Origin of the sequence: Labrys miyagiensis (genome assembly GCF_030160835.1) — a bacterium.
In the GTDB taxonomy this organism is placed as follows: Bacteria; Pseudomonadota; Alphaproteobacteria; order Rhizobiales; family Labraceae; genus Labrys; species Labrys miyagiensis.
On the sequence record NZ_BSPC01000007.1, the window covers coordinates 1 to 23,886 of the forward strand.

The window sequence follows — 23,886 nt, forward strand, 5'->3', positions numbered from 1 at the left end:
CGGCGGCGGCCGGCGCGGGCTCAGCCGGGGCGGCGGGAGCAGGCGTGACGACGGGGGCGTCGGCGGCAGGAGCGGGCGCCGAGGCATCCTGCGCCATCGCCGGAACGGCGGCGGCCAGGGCCAGAACGGAAACGGCCGCGAGGGCAATATGGACGAACTGCTTCATTCCTGAAACTTCCGGGCTCGCCGGCGGGAGGCAGCGCCAGCACAAAAAGGGATCATAAGCGGTCCTCTATCACGCGGGCGCTCCACGCGGTATGGCCGCCACATTCTCGCCGCACGAAAAGCCGGGCGGCGTGTCCGATTAACCACAACGGCGCATATACCAGCCGCTTGCGGCCACATCGGGGCACTCGGCAAGATCTTACCGCGGCAGGGTTAACGGGATGTCCTGGGAGCGTGGCATCGAAGGCGTTCCTGGGATCGCAGGCATCCCTGCCTGCTCTGGGAAGCGACAGACGAATAGAAAAGGGCACCCCCGTGAGTGTGGCGCCCTTGCTTGCACGCACATCATTTCCAAGAGCAGGCAGGGATGCCTGCGATCCCAGGAAAGCGCTCCCAGCTACCTTGTCGCCACTGGCTTCTCGCCGCGATAGTCGTAGAAGCCGCGCTTGGTCTTGCGTCCCAGCCAGCCGGCCTCGACATATTTCACCAGCAGCGGGCAGGGCCGGTACTTGGAGTCCGCCAGGCCCTCATGCAGCACCTGCATGATGGACAGGCAGGTATCCAGGCCGATGAAGTCGGCGAGCTGCAGCGGGCCCATCGGGTGGTTGGCGCCGAGCCGCATGGCGGTGTCGATCGATTCCACCGTGCCCACGCCCTCATAGAGCGTATAGATCGCCTCGTTGATCATCGGCAGGAGGATGCGGTTGACGATGAAGGCCGGGAAATCCTCGGCGACCGCGATCTCGCGCTCGAGCTTGTGGATGAAGTTCTTGGCGGATTCGAAGGTGCCGTCGTCGGTGGCGATGCCGCGGATCACCTCCACCAGCTGCATCACCGGCACCGGGTTCATGAAATGGATGCCGATGAAGCGCTCGGGACGGTCGGTGGCGGCGGCCAGGCGCGTGATCGAGATCGAGGAGGTGTTGGTGGCCAGGATCGCCTCGGGCTTGAGATGCGGGCAGACCGCGCCATAGATCTTCACCTTGACCGCCTCGGCCTCCGTGGCCGCCTCGATGACGAGGTCGCAGGCCCCCAGCGGCTCGAGATCCGGCGCGGCCTTGATGCGCGACAGGGCCTCGTCGCCCTGGGCCTGCGTGATCGTGCCCTTGGCGATCTGGCGCTTGAGATTGCCGTTGACGGTGGCCAGGCCGTTGTTGACCTGCTCGGCCGAGATGTCGTTCAGCACCACGTTCAATCCGGCCAGCGCGGCGACATGCGCGATGCCGCTGCCCATCTGCCCGGCGCCGATGATCCCGACCGTCCTGATATCCACCGTCATTTCCCAGTCCTTGCGCTTTGTGCGCGATCTTATCGATGTGCAGTGCGGTAGGGAAGATAGTTTGGCGGCTGCAAGTTGTCTTTGCGGGAGGGCGGTTCGCGCTCGGCCCTTGCACCCCGCTCCCCGACAGCATATGTTGGACAAAATCAAATCCTGTTGGACAGCCATCCATGCCCAAGGCCTCTACCCGTCCCCCTCTGCAGGAGCGCGTCGCCTCCGTGATGTCGCATGCCGAGCGTGCAGGCCTGTTCGACAAGGAAAGCGGGCGTATCGGTGCGCGGGTCAGCAAGGTGCTGATCGAGAAGGCGCGGGCACGCACGGGCCTGGCCTCCGATACCGAGCTGATGAAATTCGCCCTCGCCAGCATCGCCCTGGAGGACGAGTTCATCGAAGCCTTGAAGAAAGTGAAGGGGACCGTCGATCCGACGCTGAAGCTCGGCTACTGACGTGGCTCGCTTCGATTTCGACGCTGCCTTGCGCTGGGCGCGTTTCGATCCCCGTCACGCCCCGGCGCGGCGCGAGGATGCCGAGTTGCCCTTCGTCGACGCGCAGACGCGGGCCGATGGAACGCTTCTGCTCGACACCAACGTCTATATCGATACGCTCCAGGACAGACTGCCCGATCTCGTCGAAAATCTTGTGACGGGCGGCTATACCAATCACTCGACGGTGGCCATTCAGGAATTGATGCATACCGTCGGCGTGCTCAACCCGGACCATCCGGGCATGCCGAAGGTCATCTCCCAGATCGGCCTGCTTATCCGCAGCATGCCGCCGCACCGTCTCTTCGCTCCCGATGCAGAGACCCTCGGCCGCGCCGCCCTGCTCGCCGGCATGCTCTGTCGCCTCCAGGGCTATGCCAAGGACGAAAGGCTCAGGGCCCAGCATGATTGCGTGCTCTTCCTGCAAGCCCAACGCCTCGGCTTCACCGTGCTGACGCGCAATGTGCGGGATTTCGACTATCTGCTGCAGCTGTTCCCGGCGGGACGGGTGCTGATGTATCGGGAGGCTGGGAGCCTCACCTCTCCCTGATCCAGGCCAGCACCTGCGGCATGGCTTCCTGCGTCGGCCGGTGGCCGCCCTCTTCGATGGCGATGAAGCGCTTGGGCTGGCTGGCGAGGTCGAAGAGCTTGCGTGCGAAACGGATCGGGATGGCGTCGTCATCCGTGCCGTGCACGATCAGGAGCGGCGCCTTGATCCCGGCGATGCGCTGGTCGGAATGGAAGCTGTCCCAGATCAGGTAGCGGGTGGGAAACATCCAATATTCCGCCGCGGCGACATCGGCCACGGAGCTGTGGGGCGAGATCAGGACGACGCCGCCGATCTTGTTCTTCGCCGCCAGCGCTACCGCGACGCCGGTGCCCAGCGACTCGCCGAACGCGATGATGCGCTGCGGCGCGATGCCCAGCGCCCGGGCCTTGTCGTAGCCCGCCTGGGCATCGGCGATCAGTCCACCTTCAGAGGGTGTGCCGCTGGAGCCGGGATAGCCGCGATACTCGACCGCCAGCACGCCGTTGCCCGGCCTCGCGAGATCGGCGAGCGTATCTTCCACCGTGGCGAGGTTGCCGCCATTGCCGTGGAAGAACAGCAGCAGCGGCTTGCCGGCGGCCGGCGGCACATACCAGGCGAGCAGACGCTCGCCATCGGCGGTGTCGAGGTGCAGCACCTGGGCGCCCTTGATCACAGGCGCCTCGACGATGCCGGCGGGAAAATAGAGGAAGGAGCGCTGGGCGAGGGCGAGGGTCGTGAGAACAGCGAGGTACAGGAAAACCAGCGCACCGGCACAGATGAGCAGGAGTTTCGACAGACGCCGCGCCAGCATGGAGGCACCTCGGGAGCGAGGGACTTCCGCATGGGAGTGAGGCGGATTTGTGGAGAAATGAACAGTGTTCACTGGGAGCGCGGACATCCTGTCCGCTCTTGAAACGGTACGACACGAAAAGGGGCGCGACCGGCAAGGTCAGCGCCCCTTCTTTCTATGGCAATGGTTCCAAGAGGCGGACTGGAAGTCCGCGCCCCCGGCTTACTTCCCGAGCTTGGCGAGCTCGTCCTTGAGTTCCGGCAGCGCGGTATAGAGGTCGGCCACCAGGCCGTAATCCGCCACCTGGAAGATCGGGGCTTCCTCGTCCTTGTTGATGGCGACGATGACCTTGCTATCCTTCATGCCGGCCAGATGCTGGATGGCGCCGGAAATGCCGACGGCGATGTAGAGGTCGGGGGCGACCACCTTGCCGGTCTGGCCGACCTGCCAGTCGTTCGGGGCGTAGCCGGCGTCGACCGCGGCGCGCGAGGCGCCCATGGCGGCGCCGAGCTTGTCGGCGATGGGCTCGATATAGGTGGTGAAGTTCTCGCGGTTCTGCATGGCGCGGCCGCCGGAGATGATGATCTTGGCCGAAGCCAGCTCAGGCCGGTCGGACTTGGCCAGCGCCTCGCCCTTGAACGAGGAGATGCCAGGATCGGCTGCGGCGGAGACCGGCTCGACGGCGGCCGAACCACCCTCGCCGGTGGCGGCGAAGGAGGCAGTGCGCACGGTGATCACCTTCTTGGCGTCGGCCGACTTCACGGTCTGCACGGCATTGCCGGCATAGATCGGCCGCTCGAAGGTGTCGGGGGAGACCACCTTCACGATGTCCGAGATCTGCATGACGTCGAGCAGCGCGGCGACGCGCGGCAGCACATTCTTCCAGGCCGGCGTCGAGGGGGCGACGATGGCGTCATAGTTGCCGGCGAGGCCGACGATCAGCGCGGCGGTCGGCTCGGCCAGGCGATGCTCGTAGGAGGCATCGGCCACCAGGACCTTGTCGACGCCCGAGAGCCTGGCGGCGGCCTGGGCGGCGGCATCCGCGCCGGCGCCGGCCACCAGCACATGCACGGGCGCGCCGAGTTCGGCGGCCGCCGTCAAAGCGCGGTTGGTGACGTCCTTGAGGCCTGTGGCGTCGATCTCGGCGATGAGAAGTGTGGTCATTGTTTGGTTTCCTTCGCTTCTCAGATGACGCCGGCTTCGTTCTTGAGCTTGTCGACCAGCTCGGCCACCGAGGTGACCTTCTTGCCGGCCTGGCGCGCCGCCGGCTCCACCGTCTTCAGCACGGTGAGGCGCGGGGCGATGTCGACGCCGAGGGCCTCGGGGCTGGTCTCGTCGATCGGCTTCTTCTTGGCCTTCATGATGTTGGGCAGCGAAGCATAGCGCGGCTCGTTGAGGCGCAGGTCGGTGGTGACGATGGCGGGCAGGTTGAGGCTGACGGTCTGCGAGCCGCCGTCGACCTCCCTGACCACCTCGACCTTGTCGCCGGCCAGCTCGACCTTGGAGGCGAAGGTGCCCTGCGGCCAGCCGAGCAGCGCGGCCAGCATCTGGCCGGTGGCGCCCATGTCGTCGTCGATGGCCTGCTTGCCGAGGATGACGAGGCCGGGGGCCTCGTTGCCGATCACGGCCTTGAGCAGCTTGGCGACGGCGAGGGGCTCGACGGTCGAGTCGGTCTTGACCAGGATGCCGCGATCGGCGCCCATGGCGAGGCCCGAGCGCAGCGTCTCGGCAGCCTGCGCGGGCCCGATGGAGACGACCACCACTTCGGTGGCCTTGCCGGCTTCCTTCAGGCGCAGCGCTTCCTCGACGCCGATCTCGTCGAAGGGGTTCATCGACATCTTGACGTTGTTCAGATCGACGCCCGAACCGTCGGCCTTGACGCGGATCTTCACATTGTAATCGACGACCCGCTTCACGGGCACGAGCACTTTCATGGGGCTTCTCCAGACGGGAACCGGGTGATTTACGGCGGCATAGCGACCCTGGAGGCGACACGCTATCGATGAACCGACAACTCGCGTCGCGCCAAAGCCGCCGCCATGGCAATTCGATGACGGATTTCAGCTAATGGGCGCGGGCATTTGTGTCAATGCGACACTAGCGGGGACCTGCTGGGAGCGCGGACGTCCCGTCCGCTCTTGAAACGATAACGATAGCTGAGAGAGTACACGCCGCCTATGCATGTCGTCCGGCAGGCGTGCCGTTTCCAAGAGCGGACGAGACGTCCGCGCTCCCAGGCACTCCCCTCAATCGAACGTATCGCGCCAGTCGTTCTTCGCCGGCGGCGGCGCCCTGTCGAACAAGGGCGCGTCCGAGCTCTTCAGCGGCAGCACCAGCACGGCGCCGGCGAGGAGGCCGCCGATATGGGCGAACCAGGCGACATCGCTGGTGGAGCTGACGAAATAGGCATAGATGGCGAAATAGGCCTGGTAGAGGATCCAGGCGCCGATGGCCCAATAGGCCGGCAGCTTCAAGGGGATGCGGAAGAGCACCAGCACCCAGATCTTCACATTGGGATGCAGCAGCACATAGGCCGCCACCACGCCCGAGATCGCCCCCGACGCCCCGATCAGCGGGCTGGTGGAATCCGGCGCCGTAAGGGCGTAGGCGAAGGTCGAGAGCACGGCGCAGGCGAGATAGAAGAACAGATATTTGAAATGGCCGAGATCGTCCTCGACATTGTCGCCGAACACCCACAGGAACAGCATGTTGCCGGTGAGGTGCATCCAGGAGCCGTGCACGAACGCGGAGGTGATCGGCGTCAGCCATTCCGGCACGCGCAGATATTCCGGCGGCAGGTTCATCTTCTCGAACAGCACCACCGGGATGGTGCCGTAGGAATAGGTGAAGCCTGCCGTATCCGCCACGAAGGTGCCGGGCACATAGCCCGACTGGAAGAAGAAGAACACTGCGACATTGGTCGCCACCAGCGCCCAGTTCACCCAGGCCTGGGAGATGCGCCGGTGGGGATTGTCGTCGTAGAGCGGAATGATCATGGCGCGCCCCGATCGAGATGCCGATGCAAGTCGCGTGCCGGCCTCGGGACAGTGTAGAGCGTGAAGGCGAAAGAATAAAGGCGGGGGTTGTGCCTGTCCCGAGTCGCCGAAGCAATCCGAGGAAAGCAAGGCGCGATTAGCCTCCCCCACGAAGCTGGGGGAGGTGGCATTGCGAAGCAATGACGGAGGGGGTGTGGTCCGGAAAAGGCGCGGGAAACGAAACCTGGGAGGCCGCTTCCCGCGCTCTATCCTGGCCACACCCCCTCCGACCCGACTTCGTCGGGCCACCTCCCCCAGCTTCGTGGGGGGAGGCTTTTTGCGTCGCGCCTTGCCTCCAGATGGAAGCGGCGCCTTACCTGGCCCGTTCCATCGCCTTGATCACCGCGCCGCCCATGTCGCTGGTCGAGACCGCGTTCTGGCCCGGCGCCGCGATGTCCTTGGTGCGCAGGCCTTCGCCCAGCACGTCGGCAATCGCCGCATCGAGCCGGTCGGCGGCTTCGCTGAGGCCGAAGGAGTAGCGCAGCGCCATGCCGAAGGAGGCGAGCGTCGCGATCGGGTTGGCGAGGCCCTTGCCGGCGATGTCGGGAGCCGAGCCATGCACCGGTTCATACATGGCCTTGCGCTTGCCGGTCCTGGCATCGGCGGCGCCGAGTGAGGCGGAGGGCAGCATGCCGAGTGAACCCGTGAGCATGGCCGCCACGTCCGAGAGCATGTCGCCGAACAAATTGTCGCAGACGATGACGTCGAACTGCTTGGGCGTGCGCACAAGCTGCATGCCGCAATTGTCGGCCAGGATGTGCTCGAGCTTCAGTTCCGGATATTCGGCCTTGTGCACTGAAGTCACGACCTGCTTCCAGAGCACGCCCGACTTCATGACATTGTGCTTCTCGGAGGAATGCAGCAAGCCCTTGCGCACCTTGGCGAGGTCGAAGGCGACGCGAGCGATGCGCTCGATCTCATGGGTGGTGTAGACCTGGGTATCCACCGCGCGCTTCTGCCCGTTCTCCAGCGTGACGATCTCCTTCGGCTCGCCGAAATAGACGCCGCCGGTGAGCTCGCGCACGATCATGATGTCGAGACCCTCGACCAGCTCGCGCTTGAGCGAGGAGGCATCGGCCAGCGCCGGATAGCACACGGCGGGGCGCAGGTTCGCGAACAGGCCGAGATCCTTGCGCAGGCGCAAGAGGCCGGCCTCGGGGCGGGCCTCGTAGGGCACGTCGGCCCATTTCGGGCCACCCACCGCGCCGAACATCACCGCATCGGCCTCCTGGGCGCGCTTCATGGCGTCTTCCGAGATGGCCTTGCCATGCGCGTCATAGGCCGAACCGCCGACCAGGTCCTCCTCGGTCTCGAACGAGGCGAGGCCTGATTTGTTGAGGAAGGCGATCAGTCGCCTGACCTCCGCCATCACCTCGACACCGATGCCGTCGCCGGGAAGAAGGAGGAGCTTTTGCGTCGCCATGATGATGCGGGCCTCGAAGTTGGGGATTGGCGGGTGATTAGACGAGCGCGCGGGATGGTGCAAGGTGCTTGGTCTGGGGCCATCCTGCGGCAAATCGAAACCGGTATAAGTTCATAGATTATACGGGTATGTTTAGTGCCACGGTGGCGGACGGCGCGTGCTGGAGGGGAAGAGACAGGCGAGACGCCTGCTCCTTGGAAACGGAGTGTGCAGCGGAGAGGCGCAGCCCTGGTGTGCCCTGGGACCGCTGGCCTCCCGGGCGGCTCTTGGAAACAATGCGTATGCCAGAGAGGGCGCACCCATTTCAGCCATCGCCGCAGACAGGCGTCTTGACAGACTCATCCCCCTCCCCGACCTGTCAGCGATGAGCACGGCCAAATCATCGCGGGCGAATGCGGGAAAAGGGCATCACTTCCCTTATCTCCGTTGCGTTTCCAAGAGCGGATCGTCCGACACTCACTTGAGTGTCGTAGGACGTCCGCGCTCCCAGCATGGCTAACCCGGGCGATGTCGTCGAGATTCTGCTGCCGGTGGCGCTGGAGCGCACCTACAGCTATCGCGTGCCCTTCGGCATCGTGCTGATGCCGGGCGATGTCGTGCGCGTGACGCTCGGACCGCGCGAGGTGGTCGGCGTGGTCTGGGACGGCGACGGCGTGCTGCCCGCTTCCTCCAACCGGCTGAAATATGTCGAGGAGCGCCTGGCTTTGCCGCCGGTCTCCGATCACATGCGCCGCTTCATCGAATGGGTGGCGAACTGGACGCTCACCCCGCGCGGCATGATCATGCGCATGGCCCTGCGCGCGCCGGAGCTGCCACCGGAAAAGCCGCGCCTCGGCTATCGCTACAAGCATGAGCCGGAGCGCATCACTCCCGCGCGCCGACGCGTGCTCGCCCATCTCGCCGATGGCTTCGTGCATGAAAAGCGCGCTCTCATCGAGGCGACCGGCGTCTCGCCCGGCGTGATCGACGGCCTGGTCGATGCCGGCGCGGTCGAGCCCGTGGCGCTGCCGCCCGAGCCGCCGGCGCTGATGCCCGACCTCGATTTTTCCGCCGCCAGCCTCAACGAGGCGCAGGCGCTGGCGGCCACCTCCCTGCAGCAGGCCGTCTCGGCCAGGCGCTTTTCGGCGACGCTGCTCGAAGGCGTCACCGGATCGGGCAAGACGGAGGTCTATTTCGAGGCGGTGGCGGAGGCCGTGCGCCAGGGCGGGCAGGCGCTGATCATGCTGCCCGAGATCGCCCTCACCAACCAGTTCCTCGACCGTTTCGCCCAGCGCTTCGGCGTACGCCCGGCCGAATGGCATTCCGGCGTCAACCCGGGCAAGCGTGCCCGGCTCTGGCACGGCATTGCCAAGGGCGAGGTGGCGGTGGTGGCGGGGGCGCGCTCGGCTTTGTTCCTGCCCTTCGCGGATCTCAGGCTCATCATCGTCGACGAGGAGCATGACAGCGCCTACAAGCAGGAGGACGGCCCGCGCTACAATGCCCGCGACATGGCGGTGGTGCGCGCCCGCCTCGTCGACGCGCCGGCGGTGCTCGCCTCAGCCACGCCCTCGATCGAAAGCCGCGTCAATGCCGATCGCGGCCGCTACGGCCATATCACCTTGCCCGAGCGCTTCGGCGGGCGGGCGCTGCCGGCGATCTCGGCCATCGACATGCGCACCGGCGGGCCCGAGCGCGGCAAGTTCATCGCCCCCGGCCTTGCCACCGCGGTGAGGCAGGCGCTGGAGGCGGGCGAGCAGGCGCTCCTCTTCCTCAACCGGCGCGGCTATGCCCCCCTCACCCTCTGCCGCAAATGCGGCCACCGCTTCCAGTGCCCGAACTGCACGGCCTGGCTGGTGGAGCACCGCTTCCGCAAGAGCCTGGTCTGCCACCATTGCGGCCACACCGCGCCGGTGCCGAGGCACTGCCCGAGCTGCGAGGGCGAGGACACGCTCACCCCCTGCGGGCCGGGCGTCGAGCGCATCGCCGAGGAGGTCGCCGGCCTGTTCCCGGACGCGCATACGGTGATCCTCTCCTCCGATATCCATGGCAGCGCCGAGCGGTTGAAGCAGGAGCTCGACACCGTGGCGAAGGGCGAGGCGAACCTCGTGATCGGCACGCAGCTCGTCGCCAAGGGCCACAACTTCCCGCATCTCACGCTGGTGGGCGTGGTCGATGCCGATCTCGGCCTCGGCACCGGCGATCCGCGCGCCGCCGAGCGCACCTTCCAGCTCCTCGGCCAGGTCACCGGCCGCGCCGGCCGCGGCGACAGGCCGGGCCGCGCCCTGCTGCAGAGCTACGATCCCGGCCATCCGGTGATGCAGGCGCTGATGTCCGGCGACAAGGAGAGCTTCTACACCCGCGAGATCGCCATCCGCGCCAAGGCCGGCCTGCCGCCCTATGGCCGCATGGCGGCACTGACCATCTCGGACGAGGATCGGGGCAAGGCGGAGAGCTTTGCGCGGGCGCTGGTGAAGGTGGCGCCCTTCGACGCCGCATTGCGCGTGCTCGGCCCGGCGGAAGCCCCCATCGCGGTGATCCGCGGCCGCCACCGCATGCGGCTGATCCTGCAGGCGCCGCGGGAATTCGCGCTGCAGGACTATATCAGGGCGTGGCTGGCGGCAGGGCCCAAGGCGAACGGGCAGCTCACGGTGGAAGTGGATATCGATCCGATGAGCTTTGCGTGATTTCCGGGTGCACGGGCATCCTGCCCGTTCTTGAAGCGGCACGCCGGTAGCAAGGGAAGAACGGGCAGGATGCCCGTGCACCCGGAGACCGACTACTCCCACCTCAATGGCCGGCGGCGCCTCGTGTGATACACGCGCAGGATCTCGACCCTTGTGCCCTTCACGCGATAGGGAATCACCAGCGACAGGCCGGGAACCGACCATTCGCGAATGGGCGGGCGTTGGGTCGGCCGCCCGATATTCGGATTGTTGCGGATCGCGATCAGCGCCTTGTCGATGCGCTCGACCACGTTGCGGGCCACGATCTTGTCTTCCTTGGCGATATGCTTGTGAAGCTCGGCGATATCATTGAGGGCGCGCCGGAGGAGGCGCAACTCATGTCCGGGCATCGGGGCCGATATCCGCCTCGGGAAGGGGCTTCTCGTCCTCCGTGCCGAGGCTCCTCAGCCAGGAAAGCGCCCTGTCTTCGGAAACGAATATGCCCTTGTCTGCCTCTTCAGCCGCCTCGTCGAGCGCAGCCAGATAATCGCGCTGGTCCTCGACATAGGCGGCAACCGCCTCCTTGACGATGAAGGCCCGGGACCGCCGCGTTGCCGTGGCGAGGCGGGCAACATCCCGCTTGAGGTCGTCGGGCAGACGGATAGAAAATGTATCGGCCTTACTGGGCATCGCAACACCTTCGCATACAGGTGAACACAACGTACGGCATCCGCAGGGAAGGTCAAGCCGCCTTGTCCAGATGATAGGGCGTGATCAGCACCTCGGCCGGGATGCCCCATTCACGGTTGAGCTTGTGGATCATCGGCAGGGTGAGCGCGCGCCTGCGCCGCAGGATCTCGGAGGCGCGGGAGCGCGAGCCGAGCAATGCGGCAAGATCCCTGCGGGTCTTGCCGCCGATCTCCATGCGATAGCGGATGGCCTCGATCGGATCGACGGGTCCCACCGGCCAGTGATGAGCCTCATAGGCCTCGATCAGATCGGCAAGTACGGCGAAGCGGTCGCCATCCGGCGTTCCCGGCTCCGGCTGACGGTTGAAATAATGTTCGACCTCGGCAAGCGCCCAGTCGTAGTCCGCTTCGGTGCGAAGAGGGCGGATGTCCTTCATATCGTCTCCGGATCGATCTTGTCGTAGTCCCTGTGTGTGCCTACGAACTTGATCAGAACGCTTTTATACAGATACGCCACATGAACGACGAGGCGGAACTCATTGCCGCCGATATCGAAGATAATGCGGTTGTCCGCCACGAAATCGATGGTCGTCCCGAATTGTCGCTTCACATCGGCCGGACCCGTCCAAATCGCTCGCGACACTTCCGCATGCCAAGCTTCCAACGGTGCCTTCGCGTGAGGGTAATCCTCCCAAAACAGCTTGAGCGTACGCCTGGCGATCACCTGCATGGGACATGCTAGCAAATTCCCATAGCGGGAACAAGATGGCGCCGGGAGCGCGGAGGTCCTACGACTCTGAAGTGAGTGTCGTAAGACGTCCGCGCTCCCAGGCTTCCCCCCGGCCTTCAAAAACGCTATGAGCATGCCAAAATCGCAGCCATCACAGCGAGCCATCATGACCAGTCCCGTTGCCGAAACCCGTGAGCTTCTCGAGGCGCTCGGCGTTCCGGCCAGCCGTTTTTCCGGCGGCAACCGCATCGTCCGCACGCCCCTGACCGGCGAAATCATCGGCCGGGTTCAGGACGATACGCCAGAATCGACCACTGCCGCCATCGGCAAGGCACATGCCGCCTTCGAGGCCTGGCGCAAGGTGCCGGGACCGCAGCGCGGCGAACTGGTGCGCCTGCTCGGCGAGGAGCTGCGCGCCGCCAAGACCGAACTCGGCCGGCTCGTTTCCCTCGAAGTCGGCAAGATCGTCTCGGAGGGCCTGGGCGAAGTGCAGGAGATGATCGACATCTGCGACTTCGCCACCGGCCTCTCCCGCCAGCTCTACGGCCTCACCATCGCCACCGAGCGGGGCGACCATCGCATGATGGAGCAGTGGCACCCGGCCGGCGTGGTCGGCGTGATCTCGGCCTTCAACTTCCCCGTGGCGGTGTGGAGCTGGAATGCCGCCCTCGCTTTCGTCTGCGGCGACAGCGTCGTCTGGAAGCCCTCCGAGAAGACCCCGCTCACCGCGCTCGCGGTAGAGGCGATCTTCGACAAGGCCGCCAAGCGCTTCGGCGGCGTGCCCGACGGGCTGATGACGGTGGTGCTCGGCGCCCGCGAGGTCGGTGCCGCGCTGGTCGACGATGCCCGCGTGCCCGTGGTCTCGGCCACCGGCTCCACCGCCATGGGCCGCATCGTCGGCGAGCGGGTGGCGCGGCGCTTCGGCAAGTCGATCCTCGAGCTCGGCGGCAACAACGCCTCGATCGTCACGCCCTCGGCGGATCTCGATCTCGCGCTGCGGGCGATCGCCTTCGCCGCCATGGGCACGGCGGGCCAGCGCTGCACCTCGCTACGCCGGCTGATCGTGCATGAGAGCGTCTATGACGCCCTCGTCGGCAAGCTGAGACAGGTCTATGCCACCATCAAGGTCGGCAATCCCGTCGCCACCGACGCGCTGGTCGGTCCGCTGATCGACGGCCAGGCCTATGAGGGTATGCAGAAGGCCCTGGACGAGGCGAAGAAGGCTGGCGGCACCGTGCATGGCGGCGCCCGCGTCGCCGAGGCCGGCCCGGCCGAAGCCTATTATGTCCGGCCTGCTCTGGTGGAAATGCCGGAGCAGAAGGGCCCGGTGGTGCACGAGACCTTCGCGCCCATCCTCTATGTGCTGAAATATGGCGATTTCGACGAGGCGCTGGCGCTGCAGAACGGCGTGCCGCAAGGCCTGTCGTCCTCGATCTTCGCCACCGATATGCGCGAGGTCGAGCGCTTCGTCTCCGGGCAGGGCTCGGATTGCGGCATCGCCAACGTCAATATGGGCCCCTCGGGCGCCGAGATCGGCGGGGCCTTCGGCGGCGAGAAGGAGACCGGCGGCGGGCGTGAGAGCGGCTCGGACGCCTGGAAGGCCTATATGCGCCGCCAGACCAGCGCCATCAATTACGGCCGCACCCTGCCGCTGGCGCAGGGCGTGAAGTTCGACGTCGAGGCCGACGCTCCATCGCACGGCGATGGAGCTATGGAGGCGGACGCTTGAAGGCGCCGCTCAAACGCCTGCTGGTGGGCTGCGTGGCGCTCGGCCTGATGGCCGCGCCGGGCCTCGCCAGCGCTGATGACACGGTGCCGGTCCCGCCAGCGAAAGCGGCCGCGAAGCCCAAGGCGAAACCACTGCTCAGGGCGAAGGCCACGGCCACGAAGGCCGCCAAGCCCGCAGGCGCCGGCACCCTGCTGCTGCCGCAGCCTGAGCCGATGGACGCGGGCTTGGCGGCAACGCCCACCGCCGCAAAGTCTGCCGCTGGCAAGCCCTTCGCAGCCAAGCCACCCGCGACGAAGCCTTCCGCCACCACGATGCCGGTTGCCGCGGACGCAAGCCCGGCAAGCTCGGGCTCTTCCGTCGCTGCCACGCCCCTGCCCCCCTCCCGCCCTCTGGAGCTGGTGAAGCTCGACCGCGCTGGCCAGATGTCCCCCACGGAGGACGACCTGCAGACGGCTAGCATCCCGGTCTCCGGGCCGCTGGGCGTGCGCGTCTCGGCCGAGACACTGACCAGACAGGGCCCAGGCACGGGCGACCCCGTCGATGCGCTGATCAGCAAGCATGCCCAGCGCTATGGACTGCCCGAGAGCCTGCTGCGGCGGGTGGTGAAGCGCGAGAGCGGCGGCAATCCGCACCTGCGCCACGGGCCCTATCTCGGCCTGATGCAGATGCGCCTCGATACGGCCCGCGGCATGGGCTACAACGGCGGCGCCGAGGGCCTGCTCGACGCCGACACCAGCCTCACCTATGGCGCGGCTTACCTCGCCAATGCCTGGCGCGTCTCCGGCGGCAATCCTGACCGGGCGGTGAGCCTCTATTCCGGCGGCTATTATTACGAGGCGAAGCGGAAGGGCATGCTGCCCAGGCTGATCAAGGGCGTGCCGGCGAAATAGGCTGGGAACGCCGGCTTTCCAAGCCGGCTCCTGGAAACGAGGAGCTGCCAAGAAAGAGCGTCCGCCGCACGGCTCACGCCCTTTCGACCACCACCAGCGGTTCAAGAGCCGGCTGGAAAGCCGGCGGTCCCAGGCCTTCCCTTACGTCATATTATCTCCTTGTTTCCATGACGCTATTTCCGTTGTACCTCCTAGTCTCCGCGTCACCGCACCGGAGTCCACCTCTTGCCCGATTTCCCCGCGCTCAGCATCATCATCCCCACCAAGGACCGGCCGGAGCTGCTTGTACGGGCGTTGCGCTCCGTGGCGGCACAGACGTTCGGCGACCATGAGATCCTCGTCGTCGACGATGGCGACGGCAGCGGGAGCGCGGCGGCCGAAGCCTTCGATCCTGTCATCCGCACGCTGGCGACCGGGGGCGCCGGGCAGGTACCGGCGCGCAATCTCGGCGTCAGCCTGGCGCGGGGCGAGCGTATCGCCTTTCTCGACGACGACGACTGGTGGGCAGAGCCCGGGCATCTCGCCGCCATGCTGGCGGGCGGCCCGCGCCACGCTTTGCTCTATGCCTCCGGCCGCATCGTCGCCGAAGGAGAGCGGCCCGATGCCGGGACGGAAATGCCCTTCGTCGCCCACGCCGATGCGCAGGCGATCCGCCGCGACAACCGCCTGCTCATTCCCGGCGTGATCTATCCACGCGCGCTGCATGGCAATCTCGGCCCCTTCGACGACAGCCTGCCTTTCTACTGGGACTGGGACTGGTATCTGCGCCTCTTCGCCGCGGACGTGGACTTCGTCGGGCCGCTGAGCGAGGCCGTGCGCATCTCGGCCCGCGGCGACAGCGTCTCGGCGGACGGGAACGCGCAGGCCAGACGCGCCAATCTCGACCGCCTGGCCGCCAAGCATGGGCTGAGCGAGCTGGTGGTCAGGAACCACGAATCCATCGCCAGGGATGGCAATACCATGAGCTGAAGGCGTTCGCCGTCTCCCGTACTTGTATACGGGACTCTCCGACTGGCGGACAACACGGGATTGAAGTATTCGCCCAGGCCGCGTTATAGTTGTCGTGCCCGGAAAGGAGGAAGATGCGCGCGAAATATTCGATCGCGCGAGCTATGATGCTGAGTTGATTTGATAAAAGTCGATCCCTACCACTTCCGTGTCCCACGCGTCTCCACACGCCGTTCAACCCCAGATGGGTAGACGGTGCCGATATTTTGGAGGAGACAATTTTCAGGGTGGGCCGGTTTCAGATGATTCATTGAGCCCATGCCGCTTTGCCTTTTTTATCTCAATCTTGACCGCCGCACCGACCGGCGCCGGTTCATGGCAGCACAATTTGCCGCCCTGGCGCTTTCCGCCGAACGGGTGGAGGCGTTCACGCCCGAGGCCGTGCCGGTGGCCTCGCTCGCCCGCTGGACCGATCCGGTACGCCCGCGCCATGTCAGCCCGCCGGAGCTCGCCTGCACCTTCAGCCATCGCAAGGCCTGGCGGCAGATCGTCGAGCGCGATCTGTCTGTCGCCTGCATCCTCGAGGACGACGCCTGGCTTTCGCCCGCCTTTGCCGGCCTGATCGCGACCGTGACAGACCTCGCCGGCTTCGACCTCGTCAAGATCGAGCAGCGCGACCAGATTGCCAATATCGGCCGGCAGGCAGGCGAATTGATGCCCGGCATCGGCCTGCACCGGCCCTACAGCTTCGCCGCCGGCGGTGGCGGCTATCTGCTCTCCCAGGCTGGTGCCCGCAAGCTCCTGGCCCGCTCGGTGCCGCTCGACGTGCCGCTCGACCGCATCCTGTTCGACCCGGACGAGCCGGTGTTCCATCGCCTCGCGGTGGCGCAGGCCGTGCCGGGCCTGGTCATGCCCGCCGAATCGGGCAACCCCGCCGGCAGTGTCGCGGACAGCGACATCGCCGACGCCTGGCGCGACCGCGTGCTCGCCCGCACGGTGATCCCGACCCCTCACGCAAGGCGCCGCGCCGCGCTGCAGCGCAAGGGCGAGGCGGATGGGGCGAAGGTCACGCTGATCCCGCTGGCGGTATGAGGGAGCGTTCCGGGCTTGTGGCCTTCCGCGAGGGATGACACAAAGGGAGCATCTCGCAGCCTGAAGGAGACCGCCTTGTCCACGGAACTGCCGGATCAGCTCTTCCTCGATGGCGTGCTGGTCGGCCAGAACGAACTCGTCGCACCCGGCTCCGTCGCCGTGGTGCTGGACGATGACAGCGTGCATGACGTGCCGACTTCCGAGCTGCGCCGGCGCTGCGAGGAACTCGGTCGCGCCCGCATCCGTGCCTTCCTGATGGCCCCTACCGATTTCGAGAAGGTCCGGCCGGTCGCGCAAAGGCATGCCGAGGAGGCCGACAAGGACGAGGAATGAGGCTGCGGAGGGGACACCCTTCCACCATTTGTGGTTGAACGCGGCGTTTCCGGCCGGCTGGGTACACCGGCGCTCCCGGTCGCCTTGAGCTTGACCCGATTCCCCCTCACAAAGGGCATGCACAAGGGGAGGCACTCTGTGGGTTCTCTGGCGGGAGCGAAGGTCTGGGTGGCCGGCCATCGCGGCATGGTGGGTTCGGCGCTGCTGCGCCGGCTCGCGAGCGAGGACTGCACGCTGCTCACCGCCGCCAAGGCCGAGCTCGACCTGCGCCGCCAGGCCGACACCGAGGCCTGGCTCGACAAGGCGCGGCCCGACGCGATCTTCCTTGCCGCGGCCAAGGTCGGCGGCATCCTCGCCAATGACCGCTTCCCGGCCGATTTTCTCTACGACAATCTGATGATGGAGGCGAACGTCATCCATGCGGCGGCGCGTACCGGGGTCGCCAAGCTGGTGCTGCTGGGTTCCAGCTGCATCTATCCGCGGGAGGCGCCCCAGCCCATCAGCGAAACGGCGCTGCTCACCGGCCCGCTCGAGCCCACCAATGAATGGTATGCCATCGCCAAGATCGCGGGCGTCAAGCTGGTGCAGGCCTATCGACGCCAGCATGGCTGCGACTTCATCGCGGCCATGCCCTGCAACCTCTACGGCCCGCGCGACAATTTCGATCCGAAGTCCAGCCACGTCCTGGCCGCCCTGCTGCGGCGCGTGCACGAGACGAAGCTGCGCGGCGATGCCTCGATCGAGATCTGGGGCACGGGCACGCCGCGCCGAGAATTCCTGCATGTCGACGATGCCGCCGACGCCCTGGTGCGCCTGTCGGAAACCTATTCGGATGAACGCCTGATCAATATCGGCGCCGGCCAGGACATCACCATCCTGGAGCTCCTGGAGACCATCAAGCGGGTGGTGGGCTATGAGGGCGCCACCACGCATGACCGCTCCAAGCCGGACGGCACGCCGGCGAAGTTGATGGACTCGTCCAGAATGCGGGAACTGGGATGGGAACCGAGGATTGGCCTGGAGGAAGGGTTGAGGGAGACCCATCGCTGGTATGTAGAGAACCTGGGAGCGCGGACGTCCCTGTGACACTCGAAGAGAGTGTCGGACGATCCGCTCTTCCTTAATCGTAGAACGCCTCGTTTCCAAGAGCGGACGGGACGTCCGCGCTCCCAGCCACGGCGCCTATCCGCTCACAGCCCCGCCACATAGTCCAGCACCGCCTTGCGGCTCGCCTCGAACCGTTCCCGGCCCATGGCCCGGCGGGACTGGCTGTGGGCGGTGCGCACCACCACCGTGCGCTCGCGCACCGTGCATAGCGCATGGGGATCGAGTGCGGCGATGCCAGCCACCGTGCGCAGGGCCTCGGCGCGGGAGGCGCAGGCGATGCGAATCTCGTTGCAGAAGCCGGTGGCGCACAGCGCCGTCTTGCGCAGTTGCTCCACCGAATGGAAGCGCCCCTCGGGCAAAGCGGCGAAGGCGGCGTGAAGCGCGGCGAAATAGGCCTTGTGCGCCCGCTTCGAACGCTCCGCCACCACCGCCACGCGGTAGCGCTGCCCGACATCGAACAGGCCGGCGGAGGCCGCGGTCGCACGGGGCGATGGGGTGAAAGCCTGGCCGGTCCAGGTGGCGAGAAGGGAGGGCGTGGTCATGGCAGGGCTCCTGGTGCTGGGAGCGCGGGCCCTTCCTGGAACCGACACGCTCTGTGATTTGGAATGCAAAGGCTTGTCGTCCACCGGACAAGGCGCCGTGGCTGGGACCGCGGACGTCCTCGTCCGCTCTTGGAAACGACACGCCCCACGATGGAGGAAGAGCGGATCGTCCGACACTCTCTTGAGCGTCGTAGGGACGTCCGCGCTCCCAGCCACGGCGCTTGCAGCGGAATAGCCGGCTAAGCTTGCGTTTTCCTTCCCCGCTCCTGCCGCCGGCTCTCGCGCACCGCCTCCTTGGCCTCGGCGAGCTGCGCCTTCAGCCGGGCGTTCCAGTGATCGGCCGGACGTCCCTGCCGGCAGCACCAGCTGCGCATGGCAAGCAGCTCGCTGATCGAAGGCCCGCGCGCCATCACGCCGCCTCGCGCAGGTCGCGCGCGCGGTCATAGGCGCTCGGGCGGGCCAGCGCCCCCGCCAATCCGCGCTCGATGGCACCCGACAGAGCCAGGTTCACGCCGATGGCGTTGGCGATCTCGAAAAACCAGGGATCGGCCTGACCGATGGCAGCGAACGCGCCCTTGCGCAGGCCCGGCAGCCAGCCATTGAGGCGGATGGCCACCACCTCCCAGTCGCGCGGGGACGAGCGCATCTCGATATCCGCAGCCCCGTCGACGGTGGCCGCCGTCATGCCGTTGATGTGGATGAGCGGGAGGTCATCGAACTGCACGGTGAGGTCTGGCATCGCGGGGATTCCGGTGGAGAGGATGGGAGAAGTGTATTAAGGGATATTTCCCGTGTCAAGAGATGAATGAGGGAAAAATCCCTTGAAAAGAGAGGAGAGACGCGTCCCGATTTGGCACATCGCGGGGTCGCTGGCGCTTTTCAGGGGGCGCCGGCTGGCGGTCGCGGCTGTCAGCGAATGCCGCAAACGAAGCGACCTACGATGGAGGAAGAGCGGACAAGATGTCCGCGCTCCCAGTCTCAGAAAAACTTCCACCCCCCCACGACCCTTCCCACGATGTTCAGGTCGTCCTCCGTCTGCGCCACCTGGACGTGGCCGCCATTGTCGCTGATCACACGGATGGTCTGGTCGCCCAGGATCTTCGAGGTTTCCAGGCGCTTGAACTGCAGGGCGCCCCAGCGGTCGCGAATGGCGTAGATGCCGTCGGGCGAGGGCACCTTGTGGCGGAGGTCGATGATCAGCGGCATGCTCGGCTCGATGGTGGGGCGCATGGAATCGCCGATGGATTCGGCCACCATCAGATCCCCCGGCCGGGCGCCCATGGCGCGCAGGAACCAGGGCGGGAAGATCCAGGCGTCCGGCTTGATGGCATCGACCGACTGCACGGGATCGCCATTGCGGTTGTAGACGAAGGTGGCGGCGTTGGCATGGCCGCCGGCGCCCATGGCGAAGCGCGTATCGGCCTCCACCACGCCGTTGGGCGGGATCGAGGGCGGCTGCTCGGGATCGGCCGGATCCGGCGCCTCCGGCTCGAAGGCGGCCACGGGATCGGGCGCATCGGGATCATAGGTAGCGACCGCGAAGGGACGCTCCTCTTCCTTGAAGCCGCCCGCCGCGCCGGCGCCTGAAGCCCCGGCCTCCACCCGCCCCAAGGCGTCGCTCTCGGCCAGGCGGCTTGCCGGGATGCCCAGCACCTTGGCGAGCTTGACCGCCGTGCGCAAGGTGGGCGAGCCGCCCTTGCGCTCGAGATCGCGGATGGCATCGGCGCCAAGCCCGGCTTCCAGGCTGGCCTTGCGGCGGCTCTTGCCGAGTTCGGCCAGCCGCTTGTCGATCAAAGTGATGATATCGCTCATACGCGGGATCATGCCCGCATTTCCCGCATAAGGGAAGAGGGATTTTTCCCTTTGACGACGCGGGATGTTTCCCTTAAAATTCTTCCATGGACCTCATCACCACCTTCCCTGTCGCCGCCGATGCCTTCCGCGTGGCGTGCGATCGCCTGGAGGCCAGGAGGCCCATCCCCCCTCATAGCCGGACGGAGCAAGCGGCATGAACTGGATCACAATTGTCTATGTAGCCCTCGGCCTCCTCGCCTTTCCCCTCTGCGTCATCGGCATCACCGCCCTCGCCGGCGGCGTGCTGCTGGCGGGACGGATCAGCCGGGAGGAGGAGCGCCACGAACATGTGCCGGACGGCTGGCGCTGACGGTGGGGCGAGATGAGGCACCTCAGAACAAGGCGCGCCCTCGAAGTCCCCTCGCCCCGATCTTACGGGGAGAGGATGCAGGTGAGGGGCAACGTAGACCTATGTTATTGAAATCGTTTTATAAAATGCAATTCGACCGGTGTGGCGTAGCCCCTCACCTCTATCCTCTCCCCGTAAACGGGGCGAGGGGGCGCAACCGAATCGCCTTGTTCTCCGGCGCCTCATCTCGCCCAGCCGTTCTGCGCGACCTAGGCCGAATAAACACCCGAAAGGACTCCGCATGACTGCCTCGCAGATTCGCCAGGCCGCCCGGCTCTGGGCTGCCGGCTACGACACCCGCGCCATTGCCGAGGCGATGCGCGACCTTCCCGGCACGCCCGATGCCCGCGAGGCGCGGCTGTGCCGGCATATCGAAGCGATCAAGGCCGAAGCGCGGCTCATCCGCGCGCGAGCGGCCTGAGGTTCTGCCATGACCAGCCTGTCCATCCGCGATCCCGAAATACGCCTGGTCTCCGCCCGGGAGATCCGCGCCCGCCGCGAGCGGCTGTGGGGCGCCCAGCCCCCACCACCTCCTTTGCCGGCTAACTCAATGCCGCCCAAGTCTGATGCCGTGGCGCTCTACCGCCTCGTCTATGCCTATGAGCCGCCGGCGATGATGCTCCTCCTCCCGGGCCAGCCGGCGAAATGCGGCGCCGCTGCCGAGCCTGCCGGGCCCCACGGCCCCAGCAAGCGCAAATTCGCCGCGCTCGCGAAAGAGGTCGCCTGCATCGCCGCCGCCCATCGCGTCAGCCTGGCCGACATTCGCGGCACCGGCCGTGCGCCGGCCGTACGCCTCGCCAGGCGCGCAGCCTGCTACGCACTGGTGATGCGCCATCCCGAGCTCTCCTATGGCAGCATCGGCGTGCTCCTGAACAAGGACCACACCACCATCTACTATGCCGCCCATCGTCACGCTGTACTGACGGGCCTGCCCCCGGTGGCGCGCTCATGAGCCGCTGGTTTCGCCTTTACGAGGAGATCCTCGAGGACCCGAAGGTGCAGCGCCTGCCGCCAGCCGTCTTCAAGGGTTGGATCAACCTGCTCTGCATCGCCAGCAAGCATGACGGCATGCTGCCCGATCTCGACACCCTCACCTTCGTGCTGCGCCAGGGGGAGGACGAGGTTGCCGCCCTCCTCGCCGATCTCATCGCCCGCGGCCTCTTGGACAGGCAAGGCGATGAGTTCGTCCCGCATGGCTGGGCGAAGCGCCAATACAAGAGCGACCGCTCCGCCGAACGCGTGAAACGTTACCGTAACGGCCAATGCACCGTTACAGAAACGGCCCCAGAGACAGATACAGAACCAGAGCCAGAGCCAGAGCCAGAGCCAGAGCCAGAACCAGAGGCAGACGCAGCACAGACAAGAACAGATATTTCGCCTGCCTCTGCGCCGGCCCAGGCCGCTTCATTGCATGACGATGACTGGCCGGCTGATGCGTTCGAGGCCTGGTACGCGCTCTATCCCAGCAAGAAGGCCAAGGAGAAGGCCCGTCAGGTTTTCGAGGCCCTGCAGCGGGCCGGATCCGTGCCCTGGCCCGAGCTGATGGCCGCCACGCGGCGCTTTGCCAGGAACCCACCCGAACCGCGCTTCACCCCCCACCCGGCCAGTTGGCTGCAAGCAGGACGCTGGAACGATGAACCCGATCCCCTCCCCCACCACGCGCCAGAGCGGGATAGACCTTCCCGCCGCGACGGAGCTCCGGAACGGGCACGGCCTGCCGGCCTCGCCACTGTCTTCGATCGCCTCGAAGCTCGCCTTGCTGACGCAGACGATCATGGCCCCTTCCCGCTACGAGGAGGCGGCCGGCCTGCCGATCCCGGAAGCGGACTGCCGGGCCCTGATCGAGGCGGCTGCCTCTGACAACGTGCCCGCGGCGCCGGAGGAGGCGCTCGCCCTCGCCCGCACGCTGACCGGCCTCTACCGCCGCGCCGAATTCGAGGATGCGGCGCTGTTCTGCACCGGCCTCGCCGCCTTGTTCGCCGCCTATCCGGCCAGCCTCGGCCGGCAGGTGGTGGACCCGGTGCGCGGCCTGCCGGCCCGGCAGAAATTCCCGCCGGCGCTGGCCGAAGTGCGCGAAGCCCTCGACGCCGCCCAGTGCCGCCGCAACGCCGTCGCCTGGCGCGCCCGCTACCTGCTGGAGGAAAGGGCCAGGCGCGAAGCGGAAGCGGCGAGGCCGACAGCGAGCGCGGGGGCCAGGGCCGCGACGCTGGAGAAGCTGCGTGCGCTGAGGGTGGAACCGGGGCGTGCGGCGGCGGTGGCGGCGGTCAACCAGGAGAGCGCAGATTTTTTCTCCCGCACACCGTTGCAGGCGGAGAGGTTGGGAGGCACCTGGAACGAGGGATACAGCCATGCCGACACGGGCGCAGCCAATCCTTCCCCGACTGCGGGGAAGGTGGCCGAACGAAGTGAGGTCGGAAGGGGTAGCGTGGCGCTAACTTTCGATCAAGCTACCGACAGAGCCACCCTCCCCCTTCCGTCGCCGCTACGCGCCGACACCTTCCCCGCAGTCGGGGAAGAATTCCTGCACCCCTCGCCCGAGGCCCTGGAAGCTCCCGCGATCCGCGCCCACCCTGCAGAGCTCGGTCCGGCGAACCGGCCTCGCTCCGCCGCGACGCTAGCCGAACAGCTCTCCCCATCCCCCACCCCCACCCGGAGCCCCGAATAATGTCCCGCCCAGGCCGCAAGCGTGCGATCGTCGCGCGCGAGAAGAACGGACGCCCCAGCCGCGCCCAGCACCCCGTCGAAGCCATGGAGGCGGTGGTGCTCGCCCAGCCTCACCGCCGCGGCAGCACCGACCGGCGCTGCGCCAGCGTGTTCGGCCGCTTCTGCCTGCGCCTGAAGCTGCGCCAGGAGCTCACCGAGGCCGGCGAGGAATACGCCGCCACCGTCAAGCGCTGGCGCGCCGCCAAGGGCGTCCCCACACCCTTCCACAACGAAGCCTCCGGCTCCGGCCGTGGCGCCGCCGACGCCACCGTCGCCATCTGGCAACGCCAGATGCTGGCGATGGAACGGGCGATGATGGAGGCGGGTCTGAAGGCACTGCTGGCGGTGAAGCAACTCACGCTGGATGGGAACGAACTCGGCATGGACCAGGACGGGCCGGCGGTGGAGGGGCTGATGGCGCTGGCGGTGCATCTGGGGGTGATGCGCAAGGGCGCGCACCCCTGGATGTAAAACTCGGTATGAACGCGCAATGGTTGTAGTAAACCAAAACTCGATGCTGAATGCTCTCTGCTTTCCATGAAAGGCCTACGGCCCGGCCGGAAGAGCTGATATAT

General features: G+C 66.7%; 29 protein-coding genes. 15 read left to right on the forward strand and 14 right to left on the reverse strand.

Features of this window, described 5'->3' with window-relative positions; all coding sequences use genetic code 11:
- Positions 1-562 precede the first annotated feature (562 nt).
- Positions 563-1,444 carry a 3-hydroxybutyryl-CoA dehydrogenase gene (locus QQL24_RS04415; RefSeq protein WP_284310693.1) on the reverse strand — a complete coding sequence of 294 codons (882 nt, stop codon included), beginning with the start codon at positions 1,442-1,444 and terminating at the stop codon, positions 563-565.
- 170 nt (positions 1,445-1,614) lie between these two features.
- On the opposite strand from QQL24_RS04415, the gene QQL24_RS04420 reads away from it, so the two are divergent.
- The gene (locus QQL24_RS04420) at positions 1,615-1,890 is read left to right on the forward strand and encodes a hypothetical protein (RefSeq protein WP_284310694.1); all 276 of its coding nucleotides are present in this window, start codon (positions 1,615-1,617) and stop codon (positions 1,888-1,890) included.
- Between the two features lies 1 nt (position 1,891).
- Positions 1,892-2,476 carry a type II toxin-antitoxin system VapC family toxin gene (locus QQL24_RS04425; protein ID WP_284310695.1) on the forward strand — a complete coding sequence of 195 codons (585 nt, stop codon included), beginning with the start codon at positions 1,892-1,894 and terminating at the stop codon, positions 2,474-2,476.
- Here the strand turns inward: QQL24_RS04425 and QQL24_RS04430 are convergent.
- From QQL24_RS04430 to leuB, 5 genes are all read right to left on the reverse strand, one after another.
- Positions 2,463-3,266 carry an alpha/beta hydrolase gene (locus QQL24_RS04430; RefSeq protein ID WP_284310696.1) on the reverse strand — a complete coding sequence of 268 codons (804 nt, stop codon included), beginning with the start codon at positions 3,264-3,266 and terminating at the stop codon, positions 2,463-2,465. The two genes, QQL24_RS04425 and QQL24_RS04430, sit on opposite strands and share 14 nt — an antisense overlap.
- A 201-nt stretch (positions 3,267-3,467) precedes the next feature.
- Complete coding sequence (locus QQL24_RS04435; RefSeq protein ID WP_284310697.1) at positions 3,468-4,409, reverse strand: electron transfer flavoprotein subunit alpha/FixB family protein; 942 nt, start codon at positions 4,407-4,409, stop codon at positions 3,468-3,470.
- Positions 4,410-4,429: 20 nt separating this feature from the next.
- A complete protein-coding gene (locus tag QQL24_RS04440; protein ID WP_284310698.1) occupies positions 4,430-5,179 on the reverse strand; it encodes an electron transfer flavoprotein subunit beta/FixA family protein in 750 nt (249 codons plus the stop codon).
- Between the two features lie 312 nt (positions 5,180-5,491).
- Positions 5,492-6,241: a rhomboid family intramembrane serine protease gene (locus tag QQL24_RS04445; protein ID WP_284310699.1), complete on the reverse strand. Its 750-nt coding sequence runs from the start codon at positions 6,239-6,241 to the stop codon at positions 5,492-5,494.
- 352 nt (positions 6,242-6,593) lie between these two features.
- Positions 6,594-7,703, reverse strand: coding sequence for a 3-isopropylmalate dehydrogenase (gene leuB / locus QQL24_RS04450; RefSeq protein WP_284310700.1), 1,110 nt, complete (start codon positions 7,701-7,703; stop codon positions 6,594-6,596).
- 491 nt (positions 7,704-8,194) lie between these two features.
- Between leuB and QQL24_RS04455 the strand changes: the two genes are divergently transcribed.
- Positions 8,195-10,366 carry a primosomal protein N' gene (locus tag QQL24_RS04455; RefSeq protein WP_284310701.1) on the forward strand — a complete coding sequence of 724 codons (2,172 nt, stop codon included), beginning with the start codon at positions 8,195-8,197 and terminating at the stop codon, positions 10,364-10,366.
- A gap of 92 nt (positions 10,367-10,458) precedes the next feature.
- On the opposite strand, the gene QQL24_RS04460 is transcribed toward QQL24_RS04455, so the two are convergent.
- Genes QQL24_RS04460 through QQL24_RS04475 form a run of 4 tightly spaced genes read right to left on the reverse strand, consistent with a single transcriptional unit; the run spans position 10,459 to position 11,764 of the window.
- Positions 10,459-10,755, reverse strand: a complete 297-nt coding sequence (locus tag QQL24_RS04460; RefSeq protein WP_284310702.1) for a type II toxin-antitoxin system RelE/ParE family toxin — start codon at positions 10,753-10,755, stop codon at positions 10,459-10,461.
- A complete protein-coding gene (locus QQL24_RS04465) occupies positions 10,742-11,035 on the reverse strand; it encodes a CopG family ribbon-helix-helix protein (protein ID WP_284310703.1) in 294 nt (97 codons plus the stop codon). Before QQL24_RS04465 ends, QQL24_RS04460 begins: the two co-directional genes overlap by 14 nt.
- A gap of 52 nt (positions 11,036-11,087) precedes the next feature.
- Positions 11,088-11,471, reverse strand: coding sequence for a helix-turn-helix domain-containing protein (locus QQL24_RS04470; protein ID WP_284310704.1), 384 nt, complete (start codon positions 11,469-11,471; stop codon positions 11,088-11,090).
- The gene (locus tag QQL24_RS04475) at positions 11,468-11,764 is read right to left on the reverse strand and encodes a type II toxin-antitoxin system HigB family toxin (protein ID WP_284310705.1); all 297 of its coding nucleotides are present in this window, start codon (positions 11,762-11,764) and stop codon (positions 11,468-11,470) included. The genes QQL24_RS04470 and QQL24_RS04475 overlap by 4 nt, the downstream gene beginning before the upstream one ends.
- A 166-nt stretch (positions 11,765-11,930) precedes the next feature.
- Between QQL24_RS04475 and amaB the strand changes: the two genes are divergently transcribed.
- From amaB to QQL24_RS04505, 6 genes are all read left to right on the forward strand, one after another.
- Positions 11,931-13,493: an L-piperidine-6-carboxylate dehydrogenase gene (amaB, locus tag QQL24_RS04480; RefSeq protein ID WP_284310706.1), complete on the forward strand. Its 1,563-nt coding sequence runs from the start codon at positions 11,931-11,933 to the stop codon at positions 13,491-13,493.
- Positions 13,490-14,383, forward strand: coding sequence for a transglycosylase SLT domain-containing protein (locus tag QQL24_RS04485; protein WP_284310707.1), 894 nt, complete (start codon positions 13,490-13,492; stop codon positions 14,381-14,383). The genes amaB and QQL24_RS04485 overlap by 4 nt, the downstream gene beginning before the upstream one ends.
- A gap of 225 nt (positions 14,384-14,608) precedes the next feature.
- Positions 14,609-15,352 carry a glycosyltransferase family 2 protein gene (locus QQL24_RS04490; RefSeq protein ID WP_284310708.1) on the forward strand — a complete coding sequence of 248 codons (744 nt, stop codon included), beginning with the start codon at positions 14,609-14,611 and terminating at the stop codon, positions 15,350-15,352.
- 297 nt (positions 15,353-15,649) lie between these two features.
- A complete protein-coding gene (locus QQL24_RS04495; RefSeq protein WP_284310709.1) occupies positions 15,650-16,423 on the forward strand; it encodes a glycosyltransferase family 25 protein in 774 nt (257 codons plus the stop codon).
- A 75-nt stretch (positions 16,424-16,498) separates the two neighbouring features.
- Complete coding sequence (locus tag QQL24_RS04500) at positions 16,499-16,756, forward strand: hypothetical protein (protein WP_284310710.1); 258 nt, start codon at positions 16,499-16,501, stop codon at positions 16,754-16,756.
- Positions 16,757-16,873: 117 nt separating this feature from the next.
- Positions 16,874-17,842: a GDP-L-fucose synthase family protein gene (locus tag QQL24_RS04505; RefSeq protein ID WP_284310854.1), complete on the forward strand. Its 969-nt coding sequence runs from the start codon at positions 16,874-16,876 to the stop codon at positions 17,840-17,842.
- A 104-nt stretch (positions 17,843-17,946) separates the two neighbouring features.
- On the opposite strand, the gene QQL24_RS04510 is transcribed toward QQL24_RS04505, so the two are convergent.
- The 4 genes from QQL24_RS04510 to QQL24_RS04525 form a co-directional block, all read right to left on the reverse strand.
- Positions 17,947-18,405: a hypothetical protein gene (locus QQL24_RS04510; protein ID WP_284310711.1), complete on the reverse strand. Its 459-nt coding sequence runs from the start codon at positions 18,403-18,405 to the stop codon at positions 17,947-17,949.
- 239 nt (positions 18,406-18,644) lie between these two features.
- Positions 18,645-18,815, reverse strand: a complete 171-nt coding sequence (locus tag QQL24_RS04515; protein WP_284310712.1) for a hypothetical protein — start codon at positions 18,813-18,815, stop codon at positions 18,645-18,647.
- Complete coding sequence (locus QQL24_RS04520) at positions 18,815-19,144, reverse strand: hypothetical protein (protein WP_284310713.1); 330 nt, start codon at positions 19,142-19,144, stop codon at positions 18,815-18,817. The genes QQL24_RS04515 and QQL24_RS04520 overlap by 1 nt, the downstream gene beginning before the upstream one ends.
- 239 nt (positions 19,145-19,383) lie before the next feature.
- Positions 19,384-20,217: a LexA family transcriptional regulator gene (locus QQL24_RS04525; RefSeq protein WP_284310714.1), complete on the reverse strand. Its 834-nt coding sequence runs from the start codon at positions 20,215-20,217 to the stop codon at positions 19,384-19,386.
- A 196-nt stretch (positions 20,218-20,413) separates the two neighbouring features.
- Between QQL24_RS04525 and QQL24_RS04530 the strand changes: the two genes are divergently transcribed.
- From QQL24_RS04530 to QQL24_RS04555, 6 genes are all read left to right on the forward strand, one after another.
- Complete coding sequence (locus tag QQL24_RS04530; RefSeq protein ID WP_284310715.1) at positions 20,414-20,569, forward strand: hypothetical protein; 156 nt, start codon at positions 20,414-20,416, stop codon at positions 20,567-20,569.
- A gap of 280 nt (positions 20,570-20,849) precedes the next feature.
- Positions 20,850-21,029, forward strand: a complete 180-nt coding sequence (locus QQL24_RS04535; RefSeq protein WP_284310716.1) for a hypothetical protein — start codon at positions 20,850-20,852, stop codon at positions 21,027-21,029.
- Positions 21,030-21,038: 9 nt separating this feature from the next.
- On the forward strand, positions 21,039-21,560 hold the full coding sequence (locus QQL24_RS04540) for a helix-turn-helix domain-containing protein (protein ID WP_284310717.1): 522 nt from the start codon (positions 21,039-21,041) through the stop codon (positions 21,558-21,560).
- Entirely contained in the window at positions 21,557-22,468 is a 912-nt protein-coding gene (locus tag QQL24_RS04545; RefSeq protein ID WP_284310718.1) for a hypothetical protein, read from the forward strand. Before QQL24_RS04540 ends, QQL24_RS04545 begins: the two co-directional genes overlap by 4 nt.
- Entirely contained in the window at positions 22,383-23,273 is an 891-nt protein-coding gene (locus tag QQL24_RS04550; protein ID WP_284310719.1) for a hypothetical protein, read from the forward strand. Before QQL24_RS04545 ends, QQL24_RS04550 begins: the two co-directional genes overlap by 86 nt.
- Positions 23,273-23,782 (forward strand): hypothetical protein, encoded by a 510-nt coding sequence (locus QQL24_RS04555; RefSeq protein ID WP_284310720.1) that lies wholly within the window; start codon positions 23,273-23,275, stop codon positions 23,780-23,782. The genes QQL24_RS04550 and QQL24_RS04555 overlap by 1 nt, the downstream gene beginning before the upstream one ends.
- The last annotated feature ends 104 nt before the right edge of the window (positions 23,783-23,886 follow it).

What these genes read in the sequence shown, in the direction of transcription:
- QQL24_RS04555 (WP_284310720.1), top strand. Translation starts at nt 23,273, where the DNA reads ATGTCCCGCCCAGGCCGCAAGCGTGCGATCGTCGCGCGCGAGAAGAAC.
- QQL24_RS04420 (WP_284310694.1), top strand. Translation starts at nt 1,615, where the DNA reads ATGCCCAAGGCCTCTACCCGTCCCCCTCTGCAGGAGCGCGTCGCCTCC.
- QQL24_RS04530 (WP_284310715.1), top strand. Translation starts at nt 20,414, where the DNA reads ATGAACTGGATCACAATTGTCTATGTAGCCCTCGGCCTCCTCGCCTTT.
- QQL24_RS04495 (WP_284310709.1), top strand. Translation starts at nt 15,650, where the DNA reads ATGCCGCTTTGCCTTTTTTATCTCAATCTTGACCGCCGCACCGACCGG.
- QQL24_RS04505 (WP_284310854.1), top strand. Translation starts at nt 16,874, where the DNA reads ATGCACAAGGGGAGGCACTCTGTGGGTTCTCTGGCGGGAGCGAAGGTC.
- QQL24_RS04520 (WP_284310713.1), bottom strand. Translation starts at nt 19,144, where the DNA reads ATGCCAGACCTCACCGTGCAGTTCGATGACCTCCCGCTCATCCACATC.
- amaB (WP_284310706.1), top strand. Translation starts at nt 11,931, where the DNA reads ATGACCAGTCCCGTTGCCGAAACCCGTGAGCTTCTCGAGGCGCTCGGC.
- QQL24_RS04445 (WP_284310699.1), bottom strand. Translation starts at nt 6,241, where the DNA reads ATGATCATTCCGCTCTACGACGACAATCCCCACCGGCGCATCTCCCAG.
- QQL24_RS04460 (WP_284310702.1), bottom strand. Translation starts at nt 10,755, where the DNA reads ATGCCCGGACATGAGTTGCGCCTCCTCCGGCGCGCCCTCAATGATATC.
- QQL24_RS04545 (WP_284310718.1), top strand. Translation starts at nt 21,557, where the DNA reads ATGAGCCGCTGGTTTCGCCTTTACGAGGAGATCCTCGAGGACCCGAAG.
- QQL24_RS04525 (WP_284310714.1), bottom strand. Translation starts at nt 20,217, where the DNA reads ATGAGCGATATCATCACTTTGATCGACAAGCGGCTGGCCGAACTCGGC.
- QQL24_RS04470 (WP_284310704.1), bottom strand. Translation starts at nt 11,471, where the DNA reads ATGAAGGACATCCGCCCTCTTCGCACCGAAGCGGACTACGACTGGGCG.
- QQL24_RS04465 (WP_284310703.1), bottom strand. Translation starts at nt 11,035, where the DNA reads ATGCCCAGTAAGGCCGATACATTTTCTATCCGTCTGCCCGACGACCTC.
- QQL24_RS04515 (WP_284310712.1), bottom strand. Translation starts at nt 18,815, where the DNA reads ATGGCGCGCGGGCCTTCGATCAGCGAGCTGCTTGCCATGCGCAGCTGG.
- QQL24_RS04435 (WP_284310697.1), bottom strand. Translation starts at nt 4,409, where the DNA reads ATGACCACACTTCTCATCGCCGAGATCGACGCCACAGGCCTCAAGGAC.
- QQL24_RS04415 (WP_284310693.1), bottom strand. Translation starts at nt 1,444, where the DNA reads ATGACGGTGGATATCAGGACGGTCGGGATCATCGGCGCCGGGCAGATG.
- leuB (WP_284310700.1), bottom strand. Translation starts at nt 7,703, where the DNA reads ATGGCGACGCAAAAGCTCCTCCTTCTTCCCGGCGACGGCATCGGTGTC.
- QQL24_RS04510 (WP_284310711.1), bottom strand. Translation starts at nt 18,405, where the DNA reads ATGACCACGCCCTCCCTTCTCGCCACCTGGACCGGCCAGGCTTTCACC.
- QQL24_RS04535 (WP_284310716.1), top strand. Translation starts at nt 20,850, where the DNA reads ATGACTGCCTCGCAGATTCGCCAGGCCGCCCGGCTCTGGGCTGCCGGC.
- QQL24_RS04430 (WP_284310696.1), bottom strand. Translation starts at nt 3,266, where the DNA reads ATGCTGGCGCGGCGTCTGTCGAAACTCCTGCTCATCTGTGCCGGTGCG.
- QQL24_RS04540 (WP_284310717.1), top strand. Translation starts at nt 21,039, where the DNA reads ATGACCAGCCTGTCCATCCGCGATCCCGAAATACGCCTGGTCTCCGCC.
- QQL24_RS04550 (WP_284310719.1), top strand. Translation starts at nt 22,383, where the DNA reads ATGGCCCCTTCCCGCTACGAGGAGGCGGCCGGCCTGCCGATCCCGGAA.
- QQL24_RS04475 (WP_284310705.1), bottom strand. Translation starts at nt 11,764, where the DNA reads ATGCAGGTGATCGCCAGGCGTACGCTCAAGCTGTTTTGGGAGGATTAC.
- QQL24_RS04455 (WP_284310701.1), top strand. Translation starts at nt 8,195, where the DNA reads ATGGCTAACCCGGGCGATGTCGTCGAGATTCTGCTGCCGGTGGCGCTG.
- QQL24_RS04440 (WP_284310698.1), bottom strand. Translation starts at nt 5,179, where the DNA reads ATGAAAGTGCTCGTGCCCGTGAAGCGGGTCGTCGATTACAATGTGAAG.